At 60.5% G+C, this 22198-nt stretch carries 27 protein-coding genes and 2 pseudogenes; 14 read left to right on the top strand and 15 right to left on the bottom strand.

Annotated features, from left to right (window positions below):
- Position 1 precedes the first annotated feature (1 nt).
- Both ACCO56_RS10910 and ACCO56_RS10915 read right to left on the bottom strand, forming a co-directional pair.
- Positions 2-583, bottom strand: a complete 582-nt coding sequence (locus tag ACCO56_RS10910) for a sigma-70 family RNA polymerase sigma factor (protein ID WP_433640463.1) — start codon at positions 581-583, stop codon at positions 2-4.
- Positions 584-816: 233 nt separating this feature from the next.
- Positions 817-1317: a DUF4142 domain-containing protein gene (locus tag ACCO56_RS10915; protein WP_433640464.1), complete on the bottom strand. Its 501-nt coding sequence runs from the start codon at positions 1315-1317 to the stop codon at positions 817-819.
- Between the two features lie 193 nt (positions 1318-1510).
- On the opposite strand from ACCO56_RS10915, the pseudogene ACCO56_RS10920 reads away from it, so the two are divergent.
- The 5 genes and pseudogenes from ACCO56_RS10920 to ACCO56_RS10940 form a co-directional block, all read left to right on the top strand.
- Positions 1511-1708, top strand: a pseudogene (locus ACCO56_RS10920) (hypothetical protein); the annotation flags it as partial.
- A gap of 198 nt (positions 1709-1906) precedes the next feature.
- Positions 1907-2800: a hypothetical protein gene (locus ACCO56_RS10925; protein ID WP_433640467.1), complete on the top strand. Its 894-nt coding sequence runs from the start codon at positions 1907-1909 to the stop codon at positions 2798-2800.
- Between the two features lie 83 nt (positions 2801-2883).
- Entirely contained in the window at positions 2884-4167 is a 1284-nt protein-coding gene (locus ACCO56_RS10930; protein ID WP_433640470.1) for an SDR family oxidoreductase, read from the top strand.
- Positions 4167-4652 carry a DUF2269 family protein gene (locus tag ACCO56_RS10935; RefSeq protein ID WP_433640471.1) on the top strand — a complete coding sequence of 162 codons (486 nt, stop codon included), beginning with the start codon at positions 4167-4169 and terminating at the stop codon, positions 4650-4652. The genes ACCO56_RS10930 and ACCO56_RS10935 overlap by 1 nt, the downstream gene beginning before the upstream one ends.
- Before the next feature lie 114 nt (positions 4653-4766).
- Positions 4767-6245, top strand: a complete 1479-nt coding sequence (locus ACCO56_RS10940) for an FAD-dependent oxidoreductase (protein ID WP_433640473.1) — start codon at positions 4767-4769, stop codon at positions 6243-6245.
- Here the strand turns inward: ACCO56_RS10940 and ACCO56_RS10945 are convergent.
- Positions 6235-6432, bottom strand: a complete 198-nt coding sequence (locus ACCO56_RS10945) for a hypothetical protein (RefSeq protein ID WP_433640474.1) — start codon at positions 6430-6432, stop codon at positions 6235-6237. The two genes, ACCO56_RS10940 and ACCO56_RS10945, sit on opposite strands and share 11 nt — an antisense overlap.
- 108 nt (positions 6433-6540) lie before the next feature.
- Between ACCO56_RS10945 and ACCO56_RS10950 the strand changes: the two genes are divergently transcribed.
- The gene (locus tag ACCO56_RS10950) at positions 6541-7770 is read left to right on the top strand and encodes a phospholipase D-like domain-containing protein (RefSeq protein WP_433640475.1); all 1230 of its coding nucleotides are present in this window, start codon (positions 6541-6543) and stop codon (positions 7768-7770) included.
- Here ACCO56_RS10950 and ACCO56_RS10955 read toward each other — a convergent pair.
- Positions 7698-8714, bottom strand: coding sequence for a UPF0104 family protein (locus tag ACCO56_RS10955; protein ID WP_433640476.1), 1017 nt, complete (start codon positions 8712-8714; stop codon positions 7698-7700). The two genes, ACCO56_RS10950 and ACCO56_RS10955, sit on opposite strands and share 73 nt — an antisense overlap.
- 123 nt (positions 8715-8837) lie before the next feature.
- On the opposite strand from ACCO56_RS10955, the gene ACCO56_RS10960 reads away from it, so the two are divergent.
- Entirely contained in the window at positions 8838-9611 is a 774-nt protein-coding gene (locus ACCO56_RS10960; protein ID WP_433640479.1) for an endonuclease/exonuclease/phosphatase family protein, read from the top strand.
- Here ACCO56_RS10960 and ACCO56_RS10965 read toward each other — a convergent pair.
- Positions 9576-10019: a TIGR02588 family protein gene (locus ACCO56_RS10965; RefSeq protein ID WP_433640482.1), complete on the bottom strand. Its 444-nt coding sequence runs from the start codon at positions 10017-10019 to the stop codon at positions 9576-9578. The two genes, ACCO56_RS10960 and ACCO56_RS10965, sit on opposite strands and share 36 nt — an antisense overlap.
- Positions 10016-10858 carry a TIGR02587 family membrane protein gene (locus tag ACCO56_RS10970; protein WP_433640893.1) on the bottom strand — a complete coding sequence of 281 codons (843 nt, stop codon included), beginning with the start codon at positions 10856-10858 and terminating at the stop codon, positions 10016-10018. Before ACCO56_RS10970 ends, ACCO56_RS10965 begins: the two co-directional genes overlap by 4 nt.
- A 276-nt stretch (positions 10859-11134) precedes the next feature.
- Here ACCO56_RS10970 and ACCO56_RS10975 point away from each other — a divergent pair, with 276 nt between their 5' ends.
- Positions 11135-11506, top strand: coding sequence for an STAS/SEC14 domain-containing protein (locus ACCO56_RS10975; RefSeq protein WP_433640485.1), 372 nt, complete (start codon positions 11135-11137; stop codon positions 11504-11506).
- Positions 11507-11539: 33 nt separating this feature from the next.
- Positions 11540-11755 carry a hypothetical protein gene (locus ACCO56_RS10980; RefSeq protein WP_433640488.1) on the top strand — a complete coding sequence of 72 codons (216 nt, stop codon included), beginning with the start codon at positions 11540-11542 and terminating at the stop codon, positions 11753-11755.
- 57 nt (positions 11756-11812) lie between these two features.
- On the opposite strand, the gene ACCO56_RS10985 is transcribed toward ACCO56_RS10980, so the two are convergent.
- From ACCO56_RS10985 to ACCO56_RS11010, 6 genes and pseudogenes are all read right to left on the bottom strand, one after another.
- On the bottom strand, positions 11813-12262 hold the full coding sequence (locus ACCO56_RS10985) for a hypothetical protein (protein ID WP_433640490.1): 450 nt from the start codon (positions 12260-12262) through the stop codon (positions 11813-11815).
- 81 nt (positions 12263-12343) lie between these two features.
- Positions 12344-13717: pseudogene (locus ACCO56_RS10990) on the bottom strand (PQQ-dependent sugar dehydrogenase); the annotation flags it as partial.
- The gene (locus tag ACCO56_RS10995; RefSeq protein ID WP_433640492.1) at positions 13710-14174 is read right to left on the bottom strand and encodes a DUF2231 domain-containing protein; all 465 of its coding nucleotides are present in this window, start codon (positions 14172-14174) and stop codon (positions 13710-13712) included. The pseudogene ACCO56_RS10990 and the gene ACCO56_RS10995, both read right to left, overlap by 8 nt.
- Before the next feature lie 268 nt (positions 14175-14442).
- Positions 14443-14952, bottom strand: coding sequence for a ferritin-like domain-containing protein (locus ACCO56_RS11000; RefSeq protein WP_433640494.1), 510 nt, complete (start codon positions 14950-14952; stop codon positions 14443-14445).
- Between the two features lie 78 nt (positions 14953-15030).
- Positions 15031-15873 (bottom strand): hypothetical protein, encoded by an 843-nt coding sequence (locus ACCO56_RS11005; protein WP_433640496.1) that lies wholly within the window; start codon positions 15871-15873, stop codon positions 15031-15033.
- Positions 15870-16265: a phage holin family protein gene (locus ACCO56_RS11010; RefSeq protein ID WP_433640499.1), complete on the bottom strand. Its 396-nt coding sequence runs from the start codon at positions 16263-16265 to the stop codon at positions 15870-15872. The genes ACCO56_RS11005 and ACCO56_RS11010 overlap by 4 nt, the downstream gene beginning before the upstream one ends.
- 74 nt (positions 16266-16339) lie before the next feature.
- Between ACCO56_RS11010 and ACCO56_RS11015 the strand changes: the two genes are divergently transcribed.
- The gene (locus ACCO56_RS11015) at positions 16340-16924 is read left to right on the top strand and encodes a hypothetical protein (protein WP_433640501.1); all 585 of its coding nucleotides are present in this window, start codon (positions 16340-16342) and stop codon (positions 16922-16924) included.
- Between the two features lie 270 nt (positions 16925-17194).
- Here ACCO56_RS11015 and ACCO56_RS11020 read toward each other — a convergent pair whose 3' ends face one another.
- Entirely contained in the window at positions 17195-17446 is a 252-nt protein-coding gene (locus ACCO56_RS11020) for a hypothetical protein (protein WP_433640504.1), read from the bottom strand.
- A gap of 7 nt (positions 17447-17453) precedes the next feature.
- The gene (locus ACCO56_RS11025) at positions 17454-17768 is read right to left on the bottom strand and encodes a hypothetical protein (RefSeq protein WP_433640507.1); all 315 of its coding nucleotides are present in this window, start codon (positions 17766-17768) and stop codon (positions 17454-17456) included.
- Positions 17769-18012: 244 nt separating this feature from the next.
- Here ACCO56_RS11025 and ACCO56_RS11030 point away from each other — a divergent pair, with 244 nt between their 5' ends.
- Positions 18013-18483 carry a YbhB/YbcL family Raf kinase inhibitor-like protein gene (locus tag ACCO56_RS11030; RefSeq protein WP_433640510.1) on the top strand — a complete coding sequence of 157 codons (471 nt, stop codon included), beginning with the start codon at positions 18013-18015 and terminating at the stop codon, positions 18481-18483.
- A 231-nt stretch (positions 18484-18714) separates the two neighbouring features.
- Positions 18715-19587 carry an SDR family oxidoreductase gene (locus tag ACCO56_RS11035; RefSeq protein ID WP_433640513.1) on the top strand — a complete coding sequence of 291 codons (873 nt, stop codon included), beginning with the start codon at positions 18715-18717 and terminating at the stop codon, positions 19585-19587.
- A 75-nt stretch (positions 19588-19662) separates the two neighbouring features.
- On the opposite strand, the gene ACCO56_RS11040 is transcribed toward ACCO56_RS11035, so the two are convergent.
- Entirely contained in the window at positions 19663-19896 is a 234-nt protein-coding gene (locus ACCO56_RS11040) for a hypothetical protein (protein ID WP_433640515.1), read from the bottom strand.
- A gap of 271 nt (positions 19897-20167) precedes the next feature.
- On the opposite strand from ACCO56_RS11040, the gene ACCO56_RS11045 reads away from it, so the two are divergent.
- Positions 20168-21565 (top strand): cytochrome B6, encoded by a 1398-nt coding sequence (locus tag ACCO56_RS11045; protein ID WP_433640517.1) that lies wholly within the window; start codon positions 20168-20170, stop codon positions 21563-21565.
- A 27-nt stretch (positions 21566-21592) separates the two neighbouring features.
- Entirely contained in the window at positions 21593-22177 is a 585-nt protein-coding gene (locus ACCO56_RS11050; RefSeq protein ID WP_433640520.1) for a DUF4142 domain-containing protein, read from the top strand.
- Positions 22178-22198 lie beyond the last annotated feature (21 nt).

A 22198-nucleotide genomic window follows, 5' to 3' on the forward strand; every position in this document is an offset into this window, starting at 1 on the left:
GTTATCGGCGCCTCGGACTTTCGGATAGCACCTGATCTCCGGCCAATTTCATGGCGGGCTCCATAAGTGTCCGCGGAGAAGTCTCGCCCAAATCCACGAGCAAGCTCGTTCGCGCCCGATTGAGCCTGCTTTTTACGGTGCCGACAGCACAGCCGCAGATTTCCGCCGCCTCTTCATAGCTGACGCCGAGCACCCCGATCAGCATCAGGACTTCCCGATGATGCTGAGGAAGGCGGTTGATCGCGGCATCCACTTCCTTTCCCCGCACCGACCATTCCTGAGTGGCTTCCTCTATCGGCCGGCCTGATGCGCAATCCATGAGGCCTGGCGCCTCTCGCATGTAAGCCCGTATCCGGGTGTTGAACGTGTTGCGCATGATCGTAAAAAGCCAGGACTTCATTCGAGTCCCAGGTTCGAACTTGTCGATATTGGCTATGCCTTTGGTCAGTGTCTCCTGAACCAGATCATCGGCATCGGAGGAATCGCGACAAAAGGTGCGCGCGAACGCACGCAAAGCCGGTATCAGATCCACTATGGCTGACTCGTCTTTTCCGCGGAACGGAATCGGTTCTTGTGGTGGCAACGTCCCTGCCTCCCCTGCATATTCCAGCGAATTTCTCGCCTTTGAATGATGATGACCGATTTCTCGTTAATGGTCGACCGAAGCCAAAGTTCCTTAGAATCCCGCCAGCATGCCCAGAAAAGCGGCCGCAAGAAATTGCACTCACCGCAGAACCCGTCCTTTCAGTTACGGCGTGGAACTATTCGGCACCCGGAGCGGGCGAAATCTGAATATTGGTTTCTGTTCCGGCTATCCTATTGGGTGCCGAGTTGCGCGCTAATGTCTTCGATTTTTTCGAGATGCGCCTTCAGGGTTGGCAGAGTTTCCATGGCGAACGATTTAAGGGCCGCGTTATCGCCGTTGGCGGCATACTCCTCGAACAGCTTGACTGTCTCTTGATGTCCCTCGAGCTGGGCCTTGACGTAGGGTGGATCAAACTGGCTGCCCGCGCCTTGCAACGTCTGGATCTTTGCCGCGTGCTCCTTGTCCAGCGCTGCAGGAACTTTCAAGCCCTCTTTCTTGGCCAAGGCATCAAGAGTCGCGTTGGCCTTGCCGTGATCTTCTATCATCATCTGGGCGAATGACTGGACCTCAGCGGCTTTGGACATTTTGGCCGCAAGCCCACTCGATTGAACTTCGAACAGGCCTCCAGTGGCTGCCTTGTCGACAAAAGTTTGGGCTGTTTCGTCGGCAAAGGCAGGAACAGCCAAGACGAAAGCTGCCGCTGCGGCCATGGCTTTTAGAGAGCGATTCATGATCGTGGCTCCTTGGAAAAATCGGCAGACCTGCAGGTCTGCCGCCAAACCTTCGCTGCTGGGCTTTGTTCCGAGCTTGCCAGCGTGCGGCGCACCCTGTCGGAACCGTTCTGAAGCTGAGGTGTTCAGAGATACCGAGGCTGCAAGTCATCAACTCCGGAGGGTATCAATGGCGATGGTTGAACAACGGAAACGACGCACGGCGGGACGTGCAGAAGACAAAGGCACTCTGGAGGAGCAACTACAGGAAGGTCTCGAAGACACTTTCCCGGCGAGCGATCCTGTTTCCGTCGTTTCGACGGCCATTCCCGGCTCCACCAAGAAGCTCGTGGGCACCGATGACGTATTGAGGCGCAAACTCCGCGACAGGGACCACGACGCGGAAAGCTAGGCCGTCTGGCTCCGAAGGCAGACCAGGGAACATTCCTGCATGTTCATGGTTGTTTTTAATCGCTACCAAAATGGGAGCAGAGCCATGCATGGACTTATCTATCTCATCGGTCTGGTCGTCGTGATCATGGCAATACTTTCTTTCCTCGGCCTGCGATGAAGTGGCGGCCGATCCAGTCTTGCGGAAGGAGGATTGCCGATGTCGTTCATTGAAGAAGATGTCCCCGTCGCCACTACTGTTTCGGCGGATGAAAGCTCTTATGTGGACTGGCCAGCCATTCTTGCTGGGACGGTTCTGGCAAGCGCGATCGCTTTTGTCCTTCTGACGTTTGGATCCGCTATCGGACTTTCCCTCACATCCGCGCGTGAAGAAGCCGGAATGTCGCTTTTCTGGCTCGCCATCGTCGCTGCCCTGTGGCTGCTATGGGTTCAGATTTCCGCCTATCTGGCGGGAGGTTACCTAACCGGACGCCTGCGTCGGCGGAAGCTTGATGCAACGGAGCACGAGTCCGACATCCGAGATGGTTCTCACGGCTTGATCGTATGGGGCCTGGGTGTCCTTCTCAGCGGCCTGCTTGCGTTTTCGGGAATAACCGCCGCCGTTTCTGCAGCGACAGGCGCAGCCGGAACTGTTGCAGGTGGAGCGGCGGCAGGGGCCGCAACAACAGCCACCGAGGTGATCGACCAAAGCGGCGTGCTGATTGACCGTTTCCTTAGACCGGGCACGCCTGGCGCCGAACCGCCATCCACAGCCGCCCGCGACGAGATCACCCGCGTGCTCGTTTCCTCCCTCACCGACGGAGCTCTATCCGACGAGGACAGGCAGTATCTCGCCAGCGTGATTTCGGCTCGCACGGGGCTCGATCAGGCGCAGGCGCAGCAGCGCGTAGACGCATTGTGGACGCAAGTGCAGCAGGCGGAAGCCAAGGCTCGAGAAATCGCCGACAAGGCGCGGCGCGTCGGTATGATCGCGGCGTTCATGACGGCAGCCACCTTGCTCGTCAGCGCTGTGGCAGCATATTACGGCGCTGTTTTGGGCGGTAACCACAGGGACAATCAGGTCGTGTTTGCCGACTGGGTCAAGCCTTGGTAACGCCCTGAGGCGGCGATCGGCGTGAAGCTCCTCAATGAGATAAGGCTACGGCTCGACCGTCGTCGGATCTTGGAAGACCCACAATGAGAGTGCTCGTCGTCGGCGCGACAGGCCTCATCGGTTCTGCCGTCTGCGCAAGACTCAGAGCCGACGGTCACGAGGTCGTGGGGGTCGCGCGTTCGCGCTCAGCAATGCAATCAGTCGACCGAGCCATCACCCTCGACATCGCCAAGGCGACTTCGCCAGAGGAATGGGAGGGGCATCTGGACGGCGTCAACGCTGTCGTCAACTGCGCCGGAGTCTTCCAGCAGGGGCTAGTCGAGTCCCCGAAAGGGGTTCACGTGGCGGGAATAGCTGCCCTTTTCCGCGCATGCGAAAACCGCGGTATCCGTCGCGTCATCCATTTTTCTGCGATAGGCGTGGATCGGGGCGCCGTGTCCGAATTTTCCAGAACAAAGCTCGCCGGCGACGAGGTCTTGACGGCTTCAGGCCTGGACTGGGTCATTCTTCGCCCGTCGGTCGTTCTCGGCCGCTCCGCATTCGGCGCCAGCGCGTTGATACGCGGTCTCGCGTCTCTGCCTTTCCTGCCCGTCATGCCGGCTACCGGCCCCCTGCAGGTCGTGATGATGGATGACGTCGTGGAGACCGTCGTCTTTTACCTGAACCCCGAAGCGCCGAGCCGCACGATCCTCGAGCTTGCGGGCCCTAGAAAAATCACTTTCGAAGACGTCGTGGCGACATATCGGCATTGGCTGGGCTGGGCACCCGCCCGACGCGCCCTCTTGCCCCGGTGGGTTGCGGATCTCGCTTATTGGTCAGGCGACGTTGCCGGTTGGCTCGGATGGCGCCCGCCGGTGCGCTCGACCGCGAAACGGGAGATGGCTCGCGGAGCTGTGGGAGATCCCAACCCTTGGCAAGCTTCGACGGGCCTTCATCCCCGCGATCTCAGCGCAACTCTTGAACGAGAACCTTCGTCCGTACAGGAGCGATGGTTTTCCAAGCTCTATTTTCTGAAGCCTGTGATCTTTATCGTGTTTGCCCTGTTCTGGATCGCCACAGGGCTGATCTCGTTAGGGCCCGGCTTCGACATCGGCGTCGGGCTCATGCAACGGGCAGGAACGGGCAGTCTGGCAGCGCCCGGCGTCATCGCGGGCGCCTTGGCGGACATCGCGATCGGCCTTGCGATCCTCTATCGACCCACGGCCAGGGCCGGCCTTCACGCCGCGCTGGCAATCTCGTTGTTCTACCTGGTAGCGGGATCGATCCTCGTCCCGGAACTCTGGAAGGAGCCGCTCGGTCCCATGATGAAGATATGGCCGATCATGGCGCTCAATCTGGTAGCGCTCGCCATATTGGAGGAGCGCTGATGCTTTATTTCCTGTTGAAGTATCTGCACGTCATTGGCGCCTCGGTTCTGCTGGGCACAGGAGCGGGCATCGCATTTTTCATGCTGCTCGCTCATCGAACCGGAAATCCTGTCGTCGTAGCGGGTGTGGCCCGCATCGTGGTGATCGCCGATTTCCTGTTCACCGCTACCGCGGTCGTCGCGCAGCCTGTGACGGGCGTGGCGCTCGCCTGGACCGTAGGTTATTCGTTATGGGACGGATGGATCCTGCTCTCCATGCTGCTCTACATCGTTACCGGCGCATTCTGGCTGCCTGTCGTATGGATGCAGATGCGCATGCGCGATCTCGCCGGCGCGGCGGCTTTGGACGGCAAGCCCCTACCCTCGCAATACCATCTCCTGTTCAGGCTGTGGTTCGCCTTCGGCTTTCCGGCATTTGCTGCGGTCGCCGGTATCTTCTGGCTCATGATCGCACGACCCGAGATTCCTTTCCTCGACACGATGTGACCCGCGGCCCCGCTCGCTCGAGCAGCGATATTCCCAGCGAGTTCGGCTCGGAAACCAAAGCCCTCCAGTCGGCGTTCACGATAAAGACGCCCTGTTGGATCGAGAGAAGAGCTTATGAACTTATTGCCTGGTCATCCTGGGAGCTGCTGGCTCTCGACCGCACCACGAACCACGTATCCGCCAGTCGAAGGATCCCTGCACGCCGAAACGATCATCGTCGGCGGGGGTATCGTCGGCCTCACAACCGCGCTGCGCCTGTGCGAAGCAGGAGCTTCGGTGATCGTCGTCGAGGCTCTGCGGATCGGTGGCCAGGTGACCGGCCGCTCGACGGCAAAGATCACGACGCAGCACGCCCTGATTTACCGCCACCTGATAGAAACGCGCGGCCGGGAACTGGCACAAAGCTATGCCGATGCCAACCGCTCCGGAGCGGCCCGCATCAAGGAGTGGATTCGCCAGTACGATATCGGCTGCGATCTCGAATCGAGGCCCGCCTACGCCTATACGAGCTCTCCCGCCCGACGCGCGGATATCGCGGCGGAGGCAGAGGCAGCGCGGGAGCTGGGCCTGGAGGCTGAGGCGATCGACAAGGCGCCCTTGCCTTTCGAGACCGCGGGCGCACTTCTCTTTCCTGATCAGGCGCAGTTCAACCCGGCGAGCTATCTGGCCGGCCTCGCCCGAGCGGTCGTCGAACGCGGCGGGCAGGTCTTCGAAAACAGCCGGGCGGTACTCATCGACGAGGCTAGCCGCTGGCGCGTGGTCACCGACGGCGGCCATACCCTTCATGCCGAGCACGTCGTCATCGCCACGAACATGACCGTGAAAAGTCCTGTCGGCATGGCGAACCGCACGCAGCCGCGCAGTCATGTGGCGATGGCGTTTCGCACCGACGGCCCTGACATGGTCGACGGCATGTTCATCGGTATCGATGATCCCACCCGCTCGCTGAGAATGGGCCGCGACGCGAAGGGTCCGCTGCTCGTCGCGCTCGGACCGAAATTCAACACCGGACAGGATGGAAACGTTGCGGCGCGTTTCCAGGAACTGGAGCAATGGGTGCGGCAACGCTTTCCGGTCCGAGATGTCGTATGGCGCTGGTGCAACGAGGATTACGACACGGCCGACCGAGTGGCCTTTGCCGGAACGCCGGATCCGGAGAAGGCGGCTGGTTTTCACATCGCCACCGGTTTCAATGCTTGGGGTATCAGCAACGGAACGGCGGCCGGGATGATGATCGCCGATCTTGTATCGGCCAAATCCAATCCTTGGGTGACGCTCTACGATCCCGCGCGACCCTATCCGAAGGATTTTCACAAGAACGCGGACAGCCAGTCAATTCTCGACGACGTGGAGGACATCGCGCCCGGTCAAGGAGGCGTTCTGGTGCAAGGCGACGAGAAGGTGGCCGTCTGGCGCGACGATGCCGGAAGGCTGCATGCCGTTTCCGCCACTTGCACCCACAAGGGCTGTACCGTCACTTGGAACAACGCGGACCGAACATGGGACTGCCCGTGCCATGGTTCGATCTTCGCCGCCGATGGTTCGGTGATCCACGGCCCCGCGAGAAAGCCGCTGGCAAGTGTCAGCCTTTAAACTTGCTCGCTTTTACCGTGCTCGGGCTGGTCAGCGTCGGTGGCCAGCCGATATTTCCGCTGGCGCGGAACCGCGTCCACACGCTCCACGAATAGTTGTCCCTGGCCGCAACGCGTGGCGCGTCGAGCAGGCGACGCGAGCGGCGGTTCTCGTCGATGCAGACTGCTATTATCGCCATCTGGAACAAGCGCTTCTCCTGGCCCGCCGATCGATATGGATACTCGGGTGGGACTTCAACGGCCGGATCAGCCTGCGCCCGGACTGCGGTCCCGCCCCTCGAACGCTCGGCAGCCTGTTGCGAAGCATCGTCGAACAGCGCGAGGATTTGGAGTTACGCCTGCTGATCTGGAACCTGGGATCCGTCTATTCGCAGAAAAAACTGAACCTTTCCCTTGACGAAGATTGGGCGGATCATCCGCGTATCCAGCTTCGGCTCGACAGCGAGCATCCGCTCCGGGCCAGCCATCATCAGAAACTGGTCTGCATAGACGATTCGGTTGCGTTTGCAGGAGGTATCGATCTGACGGTCAAGCGATGGGATACGAGCGAGCATCTCGCCGCCCAGCCTGCAAGGAGCGAGCCCGACGGAACTCCCTACCCACCCGTGCACGACGTTCAGATGGCTGTCGAAGGCAATGCGGCGCGGGCCCTTGGGGACCTCGCGCGAGAACGATGGCGCGCGGCGACTGGAGAAGAGCACAGCCCCATTTGGCGGCAGACCCAATGCTGGCCCGCCGGACTTGTACCCGACCTGCTCGACACGGATGTGGCGATCGCCCGCACCTGGCCGCGACACCATGATCGTGCCGCCAAACGCGAAGTCGCCCTGCTGAACCAGGATGCCCTTAAGAGCGCCCGCCACTTTATCTACATCGAGACGCAGTATTTCGCTTCTTCCGGAATCGGACGGACCCTCGCCAACCGGCTAAGGGAAAAGGACGGGCCTGAAATCGTTATCCTGGTGACCGAAAGTTCCCGTGGCCTGCTGGAGCAGTTCGTGATGGGTGGCAATCGCGACCGGCTGATACGGCGGCTGAAAAGGGCCGACCGCTTCAACAGGCTGAGAGTGATGTATGCGGTCGTGGCGGATGAGCATAAGGAATGCGAGGTTCTGATCCATTCGAAGGTGGTGATCGTGGACGACCGGTTCCTGCGCGTTGGGTCCTCTAACCTGAACAACCGGTCCGAGGGCCTGGATACCGAATGCGACCTGGCAGTCGAAGCTGGGAACGAGCATCAATGCGAAGCAATTGCTGGCCTGCGCGAGGCGCTTCTCGCCGAACATCTCGGCTCGACGCCACAGGCGGTGCGCGCGGCCGTGAAGGAAGAGGCCTCCCTCGTGCGGGGAATCGACCGCCTCAACATCAATTCCCGGGGGCTGCGGGAATTCAGGATCGGACCCGGCCGAACCCGTCTGCTGCTCGGAACGGGCCTGCTCGACCCGAAACGCCCTTATTGGCCGCTGCAGTGGCTTTTACGACGGCTCAAAAATTGGGCGGAGCGCGTGTCGGCTGGCATTGTTTGAGCCGGCGGCGCTTCATCCATCTTCCGCTTTCTCGCTTCCTTGAAGGATCGCCGCTCCGAAAGGAACTGCAAGGTGAGACCAAAGCCAAGCGGCACGAAGAAATACACGAAGCGGAACGCGAGGAGCGCGCCGATCAACGTCCCTCCTGGCATCAAGTAGAGGATCGCGGTTTCCAGGACGCCCAGGCCACCCGGCACGTGGCTGACGAGCGCGGTGGTGTTGGCGATGACATAGACGGAGGAAACCGCCAGATAGCCGGCATCCGTAAACGCAGCAAGCGTCTGGTGCAGGCACGCCGCCACGAAGGCGAAATTGACGGAGCCGATCAGCACCTGGGCCGAGGCCAGTCGCGGCGACGGCATTTCGAACGACCATTTCCCCAAATGCAGCGAGGAGCGCAGAAAAGCCGAAAGAACGACATACGCACACATGATGGCCAGGCATGCGAGCCCCAATGCGCGGATCGATTCAGCGCTGAAGCCGGTCATCTGCGCCGCCGCGGCAGGATTGAGCAGCATCCCCGAGCCGCCGAGCGTGATCAAGCCCAGCGCGACCGTCATTCCGGAAAAAAGAACTACCTTCGCCACCTCCTCTGCATTCAGTCCCCAATTCGAGTAGAACCGGTACCGGATGGCTCCGCTGCTCAATGCCGCCACGCCGATATTGTGGCCTATCGAGAGGCTGACGAACGAGGCAAGGGCGGTCTTGATGTAAGGCAGGCGCTTGCCGGCATATCTGACGCCGAACGCATCGAAGAGCGTCAGGCACAAATAGCTGCAGCCGGCAAATCCGAAAGCTGCCAGGAGCCGGATGGGCGGAACCGACCGGATCGAAGCCACGACCTCTTCGAAGCTGTAGCGACTGAGCGCCCTGTAGAGAAGGAAACAGGCAAGGCCGATCGCTGCGACCACCAGCGCACGCGTCAGCCATCTTCCATAGTGCATCGGGAGTTTCTCTATCTCTGATCCGGCAAAGCAGCCGAGGCGGCCAATCGATTGGGGAACGGAATCGGTCGAGCGTCGGTTCCGCCAGAAATGAGTGACTTCGACCTGTTGGGGGACGAGAGAATGGTTCGGATCCTGACCTATAACGTCCATAGCTGCGTCGGTTCGGACCGGAGGTCGGATCCGGCGCGGATCGCCGAGGTGATCGCCGATTGCCGGGCGGATATCATCGCACTTCAGGAACTCGACGTGCGACGCGCCAGGACGGGCGGCATCGACCAGGCGCATGCCATTGCCGCGCATCTCAACATGACAGCGCATTTCCATCCGGCATTGCATGTCGAAGAGGAGCAATATGGCGATGCGATCCTCACAGCTCTCCCGGCAGATCTGGTCAAGGCAGGCCCGCTACCCTCGATGGGCGAGCCGCGCGGCGCGATCTGGATATCGGTGGATGTGGGCGGTGTCGAACTCCAGGTGTTCAACACGCATCTCGGTCTGTCACGACGCGAACGGCTCAATCAGGTGGCGAACTTGCTAGGCCCGGTCTGGCTCGGCAATCCTTCCTGCCGAGGCCCGCGGGTTCTGGTCGGCGATTTCAACGCCGTGCCCAGATCGGCCGCGTATCGCGTGCTCGCCAAGCGCATGAAGGATTTTTACGTCGATCTTCATCCTCGCAAGCCCGGCCCGACATTCCCGGCGCGGCTTCCGCTGCTGCGCATCGACCACGTCTTTCTCGACCACTCGATCGAGGTGTCGAATGGCGGCGTGCACCGCACCGGGCTTGCCCGAACAGCGTCGGATCACTTGCCGCTGATCGCCGACATAATATTGCGTGGACAAGGCCCCTCGGATGCGCTGTCAGGGCTCGATATAGCCGCCGGCGAAGAGACGTAGCTGGTGGCGATTGGGATCGGCAGTGAAAATCAATGCGCCCCGTCGTTCGGACTTCTGAGGGACATAGTCGAGCACCACGCTGCTTTCCTCGACAACCCCCTTGTCGTCGCGCAGCTCGCCCTTGATCTCGACCGCGGCAACCGACTTGCCCCCCCGGTTGGAGGCGGAAAACTCGACCACATAGCGGTCGTTGCCAGGCGTCGTCCCTACGGGCACCACAACAATCTCTGGCGTGCCATCAGGTGCGCTCAAGCCGTCGATGACGAGATAGGTGAGGACCGACAACAGGGCCGCGCAACTGATGCCCGCAACTATCCACTCGGCAATCGAGGTGCCGGGTTTCCGAGCTGCGGCCTTATCGGATTGCCGCCCCTCTGGCTTAGCTTTCCCTGTGGAGTTCTTCGTCAAAGTATCAGCCTCGCAATCGCCGCTCCGAGTGCCCCGGGAAACGAGAGGACTACGACCGCGCTGAGGGTCTCTGAAAACCCCGCACCGTCGGTCCTGCCGAAAGACCACAGGATGTAGAGGTTCACAAGCATCACAAGCACGTAGCCGACGACCGCGTACCGAAAGAATATGCTGACGAAACCAGCACCTGGCTCCGGATTATGAGAGCCGCGGAATTCGAATTCGTAGACGAAGCCATGCATCAGCGCGAGGGTCATCACCACAAGCGCGATCTCATGCCAAGCAGTCATCTTGTAAGCGATCAACACCACCTCTTCCGTTGGCGCGATGTTCACGGACAGGAAAAGGGCCCCCACGACCATCAGGAACAATTCTCCGGCATAACCGGGTTCCGGAATATCATCTTCCTCCAATGGGCTGGCACCGAGCTGGGCGCGCGCCAACGACGCGCCGAGGCTGCCCGGCACCACCTGAACGGCAACTTTCCCGATCACCTCCCGGAACGGCATATCTGCGTGCACAATGCCGAAAATATAGAGCACCACGATCGCTGCCACGGCGGCAACCAAGACAGCCACGAAGGCATCCGCGATACGGTCGCGAAGTGCGATCGTATGGCGAAATCCGCCGTATTTATGCAGCAGGATCAATGTCGGCACGGTAACCGCCAACAACAGAGCCAGACGGAGCGGGTGGAGGTGAAAACCCAGCGCCCAGGCCTCCATCGTCATCAGCACCGGCACCCCAAAGATCAGAGCTCCGGCAAATGCACGTCCCAATCCTATCCAGAACTCGCGCGGCGTGGGGCCGTATCTGACCAAGTCTTCCACTTGCGCCATATCCGCCCCTTTCACATCGTCTCCTGCGAGAGTGAGAAATGCTCCTCGTAGAAGCTTGGTTCCCGATACGGCGAACCACCTGAAAAGCGGACATCCATTTTCGTGGAGAGAAGGCCCGAGTAGGCCCGATCACGCGTTACACGGCTATCACGGAAGCGCTAAGGGCCGGTGAGAGCACCAGATGGACATGACTTCGCCTAAGCGAGCGCGGCATGGGAACATCCGGTGGTCTTTTCGAGTTGAGCGGCCAAGGCGATAAGATCGAAAGGAGAAACAATGATCGAGATCATTCCCGCTCCCGAGAATGTAGCCGCTTTCCGTGTCGCCGATACCGTGACAGCCGAGGACTACGATGACATCATCCCGGCGATCGAAAAGAAACTCAGCGATCACCCGAATATCGGCGTCCTGGCGGATCTGACGAATTTCAAGGACATGACTGGCGGTGCTTTACGCCGTGATCTGCAGTACGGGCTGAGCAAGCTTGGCGAGTTCCACCGTTTCAGACGCGCGGCGGTGATTTCCGACAAACAGTGGATCAGGGCAGCTACCGATATCGCAGACGCGCTTTTCCCGCAGATCGAGGCACGGGTCTTCCCGGAGGACGAAAAGGCCGATGCCATGGAGTGGGTGGCGGGCGTTCAATAGCGACCCCGCCGGGAAACCTCAATGGAGTGAGTGATGGCAACCATTTACGACAAACGCCGGAATGAGGATGGCCTTTGGGAGGTCTATGACAGCGAAAGCGAAGATGTCGTGGTCGTCGATGAGATGCCGCTGACCGGCTTGGATGAAGCCGAGGCCAGCGAGGCAGTGATCCAACTCAATCGGCGTCAGATGACGCCGGACAATATTCCTGAGACGTCTCGATCCGGGCGCCCTTCTAGCGTTGCATGAGCCAGGTTGGATCGTTCAAGATCGGGTGCCTTGAAGCATTGCATGATCACGTTCCATCTACGCCGCCCTGCCCAGCACTCGTTTGAAGGCACCAATCCATCTGGCGCGGCGCTCGCTGCTGCGGGCATGACGGCGAAGACGTCGCGCGAGGCCGCGGCCGGTCATCGCCCCGTGATAGTGGCAGTCGCAGAGCAGCCGGTGGGCATCTCGATCGGTCAGTTCGAAGAAGTCCATCGCATCGCCTAGACTGTCGCCGGACAGGCCTGCAGCACGCAATGCAGGATCATCGAAGGCAATGGTGAGCGGCGTATTGGCTCCCCGGTAGGTACGGAGCTCGTCAGGGGAAAGGTATTCCAGCCGCCTCAACGCGCTCAATTGTCCGTGGTGGCGCTCGAGGGCATCCGCCCAAAGATCCAGACGCTCTCGACGCGATAGTTTGGCAGAACGATCAAGCAGTGGGATGAGCTCGGAAGTTGTGATGAACTCGTCAGGGATTTGATGCTTCATATCAGGCTCCATTCCAGCAAACGTAGCAAAGCTAGGCGAGCAACGGGCACCGACAGCCTATTGTGTGGCGGTCGTTACCCGATCGGTGCCGATCGGCTGCGGTGTGACCGAACCATCAGCCGCCGCGACACGCCAGACGGTGTTGCCCGCGTCGTCGGCTATTAGAAGGGCACCAGTGCCATCGATCGCAACACCGACCGGTCGACCACGCGCCTGATCGCCCTCGATGAAGCCGGTCACGACGTCCTGCGCCTTCCCAGCCGGGCTGCCATTCTCGAACGGCACGTAAATAACCTTGTAGCCGTTGAAGGTGTTACGGTTCCAGCTTCCGTGCTCTCCGATGAACGCGCCGTTCGCATAAGCTTCCGGCAAAGCGGAGTCGTTTGAGAATGTAAGGCCGAGCGCGGCAACATGGCTTGACAGCGCGTAGTCGGGCGGGATGGCCTTCGCCACCATGTCCGGCCGCGGCGGGTGGATTCGCGCATCAACGTGATTGCCATAATAGCTCCACGGCCAGCCGTAGAAGGCATTCTCCTGCACCGATGTCAGATAGTCCGGCACGAGGTTGGGGCCGAGTTCGTCCCGCTCGTTCACAACGGTCCAGAGGATACCGGTCTCAGGATGGAAGATCAGTCCGTTCGGATTGCGTAAACCGGAAGCGTAAAGACGACTGGCGCCGGTCTGTCGATCCACCTGCCAGATCGCGGCCCGATCCTTTTCGGCTTCCAACCCGCGCTCCGCCGCGTTGGAATTGGAGCCGACCGAGGCATAGAGGTAGCGCCCATCGGGGCTGAGCGCCAAGTCCTTCGTCCAATGGTGGTTGATCGGCCCGCCAGGCAGCGGCGCCAAGACCGACGGTTCGGCTGCGATCTCGGTTTGGCCCAGTTCATAGGGATAAGCCAGGATCGCATCGGCGGCGGCGACGTAAAGCGTTCCCTCGTACCATGCGACCCCGAACGGGGAATTGAGGCCGGTCAGGAGATCGTGTCGTTCGTCCACCTGCCCGTCGCGATTGGTATCGCGCAGAAGCGTGACGAGATTGCTCTCCTTCTCAGGTCCGCTGCCACCGCCATGGGCCATGGACATGATCCAGCCGCGGATCACGTCCTTTGGCCGATTGATCGGTTTGCCGGAGGGTTCCCGCGACTGCACTACAAGCACGTCGCCGTTCGGCAGCGTGTGGACGGTGCGCGGGTTGACGAGATCCTTCGCATAAGCCGTAACCACGAGATTCTCCGGCACGGTGGGCGTCTGCCCTTCCTGCCATCCGACAACTTCCGCGACCTTCAGGTCGGGCAGAAGATCGTTGCTGGGTTCTGGCAAAACGGGATCGGGGCCGATCTGGCTGGAGACATCGAAATCGGCGCCATTGTCGCCGCAACCGGCGAGCGCCAGCAAACCGAGACAGCTTCCCCCCAGAACGATCCCGCGGACTGTAGTTCGGCGCCTATTCATGGCTGCGCACTCCGACAGCGTGGCGATACACCATCGACCCGCCCAGCCAGCCCGTGACCAGCAAGATGAGCACGGTCAGCGCGGAAAGGATCAGGCCATAGGGGATGACGGCTGTCCAACCGTCGGCGGTGTGGACGAGATTGTTGACGAAGGCGAGGATGAGCGCGATCGCATTGCCGATCGCATGCGGCCAGGCGGGCCGTTGGGCACGAATTTCCGAGTTCGCCAGGAAGTCGACGGCTCCGGCGACGGCGGCAAAAACTCCGATCACCAGACCTGCCAAAAGCAGCCATTCGGAAAAGTGCAGCCACATAAGATTGGACGTTCGCCAATAGGCGATGTCGGTCAAAAGTGCCAACGTGAAGCAGGCGATAGGGAATGGGACAAGCATCGGGTGTATTGGATGCCCGGCAATTGCCATGGTCGCTTGGCGGCGCGAACGATCTCTGGGTGACATCTCGGTTTGATCACGATTGATGATGTCAAGTCATACGGCTGGCGGCGCGTTTTGTTCCCTATCAACCTGCGATCCACCCATTCAGCCGAATTTCTCCGCTTTCGTGTGCTTTTCAGTGCAGATCGGCGTGCGTGCGGGAACCTTGGAGACAAACGACTGCCGACGTGCCGATCCCACTCGGCAGTTACGCGGCCGACGCTCAGCACGCTGAACCAAAAGCAAGCGATCCTGAAAAAATCCTCGCCATCTCAGATGAGCCGACCAAGCTTTAGCGTTTCGCCTGCTCCGAATCCTGTTCCTCGCGTATCAGGTATTGACTGATCACATCCGCAGAGTTTTCGAACAACCAGTCGGCCATGGCTTGCTCCTCGTCCATGATCTCGGTGCAGACGCGCGCCGTTTCTTCATCACCCGCCGCTTTCGCTGCCTGCGCCAGCACGCGATAAGACATGATCTCCATATGTTCGAACGTGTAGCCGGCAAGCGTGCCCTTGACGATTTCATCGCCTGCGAATACGCCGCTTACACCTTGCATGGTGGCCATGATCTTGCCGGCTGCATCCTTAAGCGTGGAAGTTGAAGCGCCCCGGCGCTCGATGCAGGATCTCACCCTTTGAGCTTGTCTCCTGGTCTCCTCCAGATGTTCCTCGATCCGGGCCTTGAGCTTAGGATAATTCTCTATCCGGCCGGCAAGCGCGCTCAACATCTGCTCGGCCTGTTCTTCCATGGCATGGGCGTCCCGCAACCATTGATCCAGCCTTTCACCCGCAGTCGTCATCGTAGGTCTCCATTTGCTGACATCCGTATGAGACAGCGACGCGGGCCAAGACGCTCGCTGAGGCTCACGCTACCAAGGCTACCGCTCGGCCGTACCCGGCTTCCCCGAACCCAGCTTGTCGCGGACGGCTTCTTCGGTCGCGCCCGCGGCGGACTTCACAACCTCTCCAACCCGGTCCACGACTGAGCTGCCGTCGTCGGACAGCAGCCCTTGCCGGTCAGCCTCTTCGTTGACCGCGTCGTAAGCCTTTGTAGCCACATCCCGGGCTTCATCGGCAGCTTCCTTCACGAAGTCTTCCGCTCCCTTGCGCAGTCGGTCGGCTTGTTCACCGAACTCTTCCTGCTCGAAGCGCGAGGCCGGCAACATCGCCCCGATCGCAGTTCCGATCGCCAGGCCCAGCCCCGCCAGAATGAGCGGTTCCCGATCGACTAAATCAGAGGCGGAACTGCGCACCTGATGCAAATAGTCGGAGGACCGGCCGGCCACGCGCTCCGCATAATCGGCCGATGTCGAGGCAATCCTGCCCGCGGCATCGGCGGCGGTTGAGCCAGCCTCGCTCACATGGCCGCCGACGGCGCTTGCAGCACCCTTGGCGCTGGACGCCATCGATCGGATCGTGCCGGTCGCGCCATCCGAGCGTTCCTCGGACATGCCGGCCGCAACCCAATCGGATCTCTCCCTTCCGAAAGCCAGCCACGCAAGACCCGCACTCACCAGAGCGACGGGCAGAGGATTGTCGCGAATCTGATTCTTCAGATTGACGAGGGCACGCGAACCATCATTGCCAGAGAACATGTTGGTGAATTCATCAAGCAACTGCCCTGCCGTGAGCTTGCTTTTGATTGTTTCAGCCGTGTCGGCCACGCGCGCGCGGGCGCGTTCGGCTTCACGTTCGAGTTCCGCGGAAGTCTGTTCGGTCATTTCAGTTGCTCCTTGACGAGACCTGCGTCCCGCCTGACCTGATCCTGGGTGCGATCGGGTGTCAGCTGCGAAGGTTGAAGTCCGGAAGATCCAGTACGTAGAAGGATTGCGCCAATAACAGCCACGACGATGCCGACAAGGAGCGACGACCAACCCGCACCCAGCCCGGCATTCGCGAGTGCTATGACAAGCGCTTGAAGGAGGATCATCAGCGCTGCGAGCAAGCAGATTGCGCCTGCAAGAACACCGACCGCGGCGGTGGCGGCCTCGCTCATCTTTTCCGACAATTCGGTGCGTAACAGACGAGCCTCGGTTTGCAGGAGTGTTGTCGTCTGCTGGGCAAGATCGCTGATCAGGGTTGTGAGGCCACGATTGTCCTGAGTGTCGTTCATGTCTGCTGCCCCCCTGCACCGGACGTTCCGGCTTTTCCACCCGCAGGTCTGTCTTTGGGAGAGGATGCCGGAGAATGGGCAGCCTGACTCCCCCGGACGGACGTTCGGCCGTCCGGACGAGCCAGGCTTGTGGTCCGGACGAGGCGACCCAGCGCAAGTCCGGCCAGGGCAGAACCGGCAATCAAGGCGCCTGCATTGTCTCGTCCGAACGTTCGGACCTCGCTGATGACCTCTTCGAGAGATTTGTCTCTGAGGGAAGAAGCCAGCCGCTCGATGCCGTCAGCTGTCTCCTGGAGCAGCTTGGAAGCCGTACCCTGTTCTTGCTCTGCAAGATGGTCGCTAGCCGCGTGCAACGCACCGCCAAGACTGGCGAGACCGGCGCCTACGCCATGCTGTGCTTCCTCGACCTTGCGGACTGTCGCATTCTTCGCCTCAGCGGCGATGTCGGACGTTTTCTGGCCCAAGTCGTCACGGATATCGTGCAAGGCTCTCGTTGCGGATTGCTTGCCTTCTTCCAAGGCGCCGGCAACGTTGCGTTCAGCTGCTTCGAAATCGGTTTGGGAGCCCTGGTCTCTTTTTTCAGCCATTTGGGGATCTCCTATGAGAGGCCGAGAAAGGAGAGGATCGCCAGCACTACGACCACCAGACCGATCAGATAAATGACGCTGTTCATGTGCCGTTCCTCCTGAAGGCCGAACTGGGGACTGCGCGCCTTGTTCCGCGCAGCCGAAGCGATTTATTGAGGCCCTCGAACCCGACCAGCTCAATGCCTCGGACGAACCGCTCCGGGCCCTCTGCGCCAAAACTGGGGCTGGCGAAGACTGCCGGGCGGCCACTCAAGCTGCGGGGAAGAATCCACATCGCTGCAAGGTCTAACCTCGGCGCAAGCGTCTCGCGACCGCAGATGCTCGGGTGGCAAGCAGCAGCGCTCAGGACTTGATTCGCGCCAACACCTCCTGCAGGAGCAGTTCGATCTCGCGCGTGGCAGCTGCCTCCACTGCAAAGGAGGATTGCGGCACGGCGCCGGGATCTTCCTGATGGTTCAAAAATGCCAGCCGATCTTCCAACGACTGCCTGATATCGCCGGCGCCGTTCTCGATAAGATGCGCGGCGATAATAGCAATGGTTTCACGCAGCCCATTGATCCGCCCCTCAAGTTCGAATGCGCCAAGTTCGCTCATGACAAGGTCACCGTGTCAGAACATTCGTCGCGCCGGCGTTGCGGAAGGCTCGCTCGGCTTTCTCCACTTCATTCCAGCCGACATCGGCGGACACTTGAATCGATCCGTGAAGTGCAGGGTCCATCGGAGAAGCTTCGCCCTCGTTCCGCGAAACATCCGCGCCGGAAGGAGCTGTGCCTGAGGTATTCCTGGCATCCTTCGCCTGGACGAAGATATCGGCGCGGTCGATGCCATGCTCCTGGACGAGATGTTCCACCGCACGGTCTGCATCTTCTCGTGTGGAGAAGATGCCCCAAATCGTCTTGACGCTGTCATCGGACATGGCTTCGACTCCCGCTTTTGACGACCAAAGTGGCCGGCGGCGAAATTGTTCCAACGGCCTACGCCAGCCCCCGGAAACAAAACTCCGACGCGGAAGCGCTTTCGGCTTCCTTCGGGAACATCGGCGGACTGCGCCGGTTTCACCCATGCCGCTGCTCGCGCTTGCCTGGATCGGCCTTTCCCCGGGTTTGAGCCTGACATCCTGATGCGGCGATCGCTTTGAGCAAATTTCGAGGAGTGGAATCATGGCTCTTACGCTCACTAGCCCGGCATTCGCCGAAGGCGAAACGATTCCCCGTCGGTACACCCGCGAAAGAGAGAACGTATCGCCGCCTTTACGCTGGTCAGGCGTGCCCGATGGCACGAAGAGTCTGGTCGTGGTCATGGACGATCCAGACGCGCCCAGCGGGACTTTCGGACATTGGGCGGTTTTCAATCTCAGTCCCGAGATCGGGCAACTCTCGGAGGCCGATAGCGGCAAGCCCGGCTCTGGCGCGTTGCGGCAGGGCAAAAACGGCTTCGGAAATGCCTACTACGACGGTCCGGAGCCGCCGGTCGGGCACGGGCCTCACCACTACCATTTCCGTTTGGCCGCACTCGACGTTCCAAATCTGAGCATTCCGGCCGATATCGGCGTGCTCGAAATCTGGAAGGAAGCCGACCAGCATGCCATCGAGACCGCGAGTCTGGTGGGAGTTTATGAACGTCGAGGCTGATCAAGCCCATGGCCGGCGGAAGGCTCGACGTCGAGGAAGCGTTCCATCGCGAGTGCGCCGGGATTCTCGGGGCTGTCCACAGCTATCGTCCATGGTTCGGGCGTCCGCCCAACCGCTGGAACAACAGGCATCCCGGCGATACCGCTTCTCTCAGGTGGTAACCGGTGGGGGCACGGCGGGAACATCGCATAGGCATCGTCGTTCGGGCCGAAAGCATCGATGGAGACGACCATGAGCAACAAAGCAGGCGGGACACATCCGGAACCCCCGTTCCCAGAGCAGAGCCAACCGGTCCCCGGCGCCACGGACAGGATGTCGCCCGCGCCCGACCACGGAGAAGAAAGCTACAAAGGACATGGTCGGCTGAACGGACGTGCCGCCATCATAACGGGCGGCGATTCCGGAATTGGCCGCGCGGTCGCGATCGCATTTGCGCGGGAAGGTGCCGACGTGGTCATCTCGTATCTCAGCGAGGACCGGGACGCCGCGGAGACGGCCGACTGGATCGAAAATGCGGGTCGCAGGGCCGTCCTCATTCCCGGCGACATCAAGGATGATACTCACTGCAGATCTATCGTAGAGAAGGCTTTGACCGAATTCGGCAGGCTCGATGTGCTGGTAAACAACGCCGCGCACCAGATGACGGTAAACAGCCTGGAGGAACTCACGCCGGAAGAATGGGACATCACCTTCCGAACCAATGTCTACGCGATGTTCTATCTCTGTAAGGCAGCTATACCGCATATGAAGCCGGGCAGCACCATCATCAACACGTCGTCGATCAATGCCACGGATCCTTCGCCGGGATTGCTCGCTTATGCCACGACCAAGGGAGCGATTGCCAACTTTACGGCCGGACTGGCGGGGCTGATAGCGGAAAAGGGTATAAGGGTGAACGCTGTCGCGCCCGGCCCGATCTGGACACCCCTCATACCTTCGACGATGCCGGCCGAGAAGGTGAAGAATTTCGGCAAGAACACTCCTCTCGGCCGGCCCGGCCAACCCGCCGAGTTGGCGGCCACCTTCGTTCTCCTGGCCTCCGGCGAATCGAGCTACACGACCGGCGCGCTTTACGAAATTACCGGCGGGCGCCCGATGCTTTGACGAGCATTTTGCGGCGCTCCCGCGAAAACGATGCGACAACAACATACGAGATCTGCCGGCCCTTCAACCGGTCGCTCATATTGCCGGCACCCACTTCCAGAAGACGCCTTCCTTGCGATCCGGGTAGTGCTTGAACTCGCACTCGAAACGCCGCCCGTAGGCTGCAGCTGCGGCAAGCGCCTGCTGCGAAGGCGGATTCATTCCGGTGCCGGGCGCGAACCAATCCTCGAGGAGGTCGTCCGGTATGTAGGCGCCTATTCGTAGCGGCAGGCTGTTCAGTACGGCATCCATATCGGCTGGCGGTTCCATCGGCTCCTCCTCTTCAGAGCAGTGGCAGCGGTGGCCCACAGGCCATCCCATTCTCGCGATGTCGCGCTCACAACATCTGCCGTGTCTATTGCGCTGTAAAGCCAATTGCCGACAAGCTTCCCCGCATTGAAGAACAGTATTTCAACGACAGGGCAGCAATGCCCTCTCTTCCTCCCTTCAAGACGTTCCAGCAAATGGGAACAAACCTCCGCCACGGCAGTTTGGAGCGCCTTCGGTTTCTTCGGATCGCCCGTATTTCTGGGAGGGGATCATGCCGCGCGTTCTCGACATCCTTCTGCCCACGACCGTTTGTGTTGCAGCGTTCAGCCTTGCCGCCTTCTCGGATCCATTGCCGCCCGACACGACCTATCGTCCGCTGCCGACGCTTCCGCTTTCCCAAGTGAGGGAAAACGACGAGGCTCAAAAACCCCGTGTTATGGAGCGCCAGAGGTCGTTACTGGAACAACGCTATGATCTCGCCAATCGCCCGATGCCGAACACCGCGATGTCTGGTGGCCGAAAGGCCGTCCAAGAAGGCGTTCGCGTTAAGCTTCCCGAGGGAGAGACCTGGGACAGCCTGGGCTCGAAATCACCCGAGGAAATCCGCGACAAGGGATTGCTGCCTGCTGGTTTCATGCCCCTGCCGCATGTGAAGCAGGCCACCGGCGGGCAGGTCTTCCCGCAAGAGCAGATAGACGAGATCGGCCGGCAGGAAGCGCGGGACCTCAGGCGTTTCGATGTCGATTTCGACCTTCCCGCGCATCTTACCCCGGAGTTTCCGCCCCCAATCTTTCTCACCACCCATCCCGAACTCGGAGATGTCTCACGCGGCGAACTGCTCACGATCAAGAATTTCTACGAACTGATGAACGGCATCATCACGCCGGTGCAGATGGAGGGTCTGCGCCTTCTCCTGACCCCCTTCCCCCAGGAGGAATTCAACCAGACCGAGGACCGTAAGGTGGCTCAGCAGAGTCTGGGCGTGACGTGTCTCGATTGTCATTCCAACTTCCATACCAACGCGGCGTTCCATCAAACGCCCGATGTCCGCCCCCAGGCCGCGAGGTTCCGCCTCGACACCACCAGCTTGCGCGGTGTGTTCAACCAACAGATTCACGGCTCCAAACGATCGCTGCGCTCTATCGAGGATTTCACCGAGTTCGAGCAACGCACCGCCTATTTCAATGGGGATCACGTCAGCGCCACCAGGAAGGGTGTGCATCTTCCCGACCGGCCAAACCAAGTCGCAATGATGGCTCAGATGCAGAACATCATCGACTTCCCGCCAGCTCCCAAGCTCGATCCGTTCGGGCGTCTCGATCCGACCAAGGCGAGCGAGCAGGAATTAAAAGGCGAGCAGGTGTTCATGGGCAAGGGACGGTGCGCGGAATGCCACGTCCCGCAACTGTCTTTCATGGACAACAACATGCACGACCTGAAGCTCGAGCGTTTCTACCGCGTCGGGCAGACGGTGAACGACTTCGTGGCGCTGCCTGACGGGCCGATCAAGACGTTCACCTTGCGGGGCATCAAGGATTCTCCCCCCTATTTGCATGATGGGCGGCTGATGACGCTCGCCGATACTGTCGAATTCTTCAATCTGGTCCTGGGAACCAAGCTCAGCCAAGACGAGAAACAGGCCCTCGTCGCTTATTTGCTGACGCTCTGAAGCGCAGCGGAAACACGGGAGGATTGCATGCGGTTTTTCATTCTGATTTCGGGCATCGCTGTTGCCTTCCCGGCGTTTGCGCAGATGGGCAATCCCGCAGGGTGGGCTCCCGATACGCGGCTGGAAGCACCAGGCGTACCAGCGCCCAACCAGACCAACACGCAGGACCGCCTTTTCGCGCAATTGATTGCCGCAGGCGGGATGGCGGAAGTGGAGTTGGGAAAGCTCGCGGCGGGCAAGGCACGCGGTTCCACCGTGAAGGAATTCGCGAACCGCATGGTCGACGACCACACTTCCGCGAACGAGAAGCTGTCCCGTATCGCCGACAAGAGCAAGATCCCGTTGCCGACGGAACTCGATGGCGATCATCGGAAAATCCGGGAGGATCTCGAAAAGCGGGATGACGGATTTGATCTGGCCTACATGCGAGCTCAGGTCGTGGATCACCAGAAGACCGCTCAACTGCTCGAGTGGGAAATCGGTTTCGGTCAGGACGCGGAACTCCAGCGTTTCGCCTCGGAGACATTGCCTATAGTCCTCCAGCATCTCGAGCTCGCCCGGATCCTGACAGCCGAATTGAGCAACCAAGCTCTTGCAAAGCGGGAGCCTTGATCGCCGGAACGGCCGTCTGCC

It is taken from the genome of Mesorhizobium sp. 1B3 (genome assembly GCF_050958605.1).
Lineage (GTDB): Bacteria > Pseudomonadota > Alphaproteobacteria > Rhizobiales > Rhizobiaceae.

Excerpts from the sequence above, each read along its gene's own strand:
- ACCO56_RS10915 (WP_433640464.1), bottom strand. The coding sequence starts at position 1,317 with ATGAATCGCTCTCTAAAAGCCATGGCCGCAGCGGCAGCTTTCGTCTTG.
- ACCO56_RS10925 (WP_433640467.1), top strand. The coding sequence starts at position 1,907 with ATGTCGTTCATTGAAGAAGATGTCCCCGTCGCCACTACTGTTTCGGCG.
- ACCO56_RS10930 (WP_433640470.1), top strand. The coding sequence starts at position 2,884 with ATGAGAGTGCTCGTCGTCGGCGCGACAGGCCTCATCGGTTCTGCCGTC.
- ACCO56_RS10935 (WP_433640471.1), top strand. The coding sequence starts at position 4,167 with ATGCTTTATTTCCTGTTGAAGTATCTGCACGTCATTGGCGCCTCGGTT.
- ACCO56_RS10940 (WP_433640473.1), top strand. The coding sequence starts at position 4,767 with ATGAACTTATTGCCTGGTCATCCTGGGAGCTGCTGGCTCTCGACCGCA.
- ACCO56_RS10955 (WP_433640476.1), bottom strand. The coding sequence starts at position 8,714 with ATGCACTATGGAAGATGGCTGACGCGTGCGCTGGTGGTCGCAGCGATC.
- ACCO56_RS10960 (WP_433640479.1), top strand. The coding sequence starts at position 8,838 with ATGGTTCGGATCCTGACCTATAACGTCCATAGCTGCGTCGGTTCGGAC.
- ACCO56_RS10970 (WP_433640893.1), bottom strand. The coding sequence starts at position 10,858 with ATGGCGCAAGTGGAAGACTTGGTCAGATACGGCCCCACGCCGCGCGAG.
- ACCO56_RS10975 (WP_433640485.1), top strand. The coding sequence starts at position 11,135 with ATGATCGAGATCATTCCCGCTCCCGAGAATGTAGCCGCTTTCCGTGTC.
- ACCO56_RS10980 (WP_433640488.1), top strand. The coding sequence starts at position 11,540 with ATGGCAACCATTTACGACAAACGCCGGAATGAGGATGGCCTTTGGGAG.
- ACCO56_RS10985 (WP_433640490.1), bottom strand. The coding sequence starts at position 12,262 with ATGAAGCATCAAATCCCTGACGAGTTCATCACAACTTCCGAGCTCATC.
- ACCO56_RS10995 (WP_433640492.1), bottom strand. The coding sequence starts at position 14,174 with ATGTCACCCAGAGATCGTTCGCGCCGCCAAGCGACCATGGCAATTGCC.
- ACCO56_RS11000 (WP_433640494.1), bottom strand. The coding sequence starts at position 14,952 with ATGACGACTGCGGGTGAAAGGCTGGATCAATGGTTGCGGGACGCCCAT.
- ACCO56_RS11005 (WP_433640496.1), bottom strand. The coding sequence starts at position 15,873 with ATGACCGAACAGACTTCCGCGGAACTCGAACGTGAAGCCGAACGCGCC.
- ACCO56_RS11010 (WP_433640499.1), bottom strand. The coding sequence starts at position 16,265 with ATGAACGACACTCAGGACAATCGTGGCCTCACAACCCTGATCAGCGAT.
- ACCO56_RS11015 (WP_433640501.1), top strand. The coding sequence starts at position 16,340 with ATGGGCAGCCTGACTCCCCCGGACGGACGTTCGGCCGTCCGGACGAGC.
- ACCO56_RS11020 (WP_433640504.1), bottom strand. The coding sequence starts at position 17,446 with ATGAGCGAACTTGGCGCATTCGAACTTGAGGGGCGGATCAATGGGCTG.
- ACCO56_RS11025 (WP_433640507.1), bottom strand. The coding sequence starts at position 17,768 with ATGTCCGATGACAGCGTCAAGACGATTTGGGGCATCTTCTCCACACGA.
- ACCO56_RS11030 (WP_433640510.1), top strand. The coding sequence starts at position 18,013 with ATGGCTCTTACGCTCACTAGCCCGGCATTCGCCGAAGGCGAAACGATT.
- ACCO56_RS11035 (WP_433640513.1), top strand. The coding sequence starts at position 18,715 with ATGAGCAACAAAGCAGGCGGGACACATCCGGAACCCCCGTTCCCAGAG.
- ACCO56_RS11040 (WP_433640515.1), bottom strand. The coding sequence starts at position 19,896 with ATGGAACCGCCAGCCGATATGGATGCCGTACTGAACAGCCTGCCGCTA.
- ACCO56_RS11045 (WP_433640517.1), top strand. The coding sequence starts at position 20,168 with ATGCCGCGCGTTCTCGACATCCTTCTGCCCACGACCGTTTGTGTTGCA.
- ACCO56_RS11050 (WP_433640520.1), top strand. The coding sequence starts at position 21,593 with ATGCGGTTTTTCATTCTGATTTCGGGCATCGCTGTTGCCTTCCCGGCG.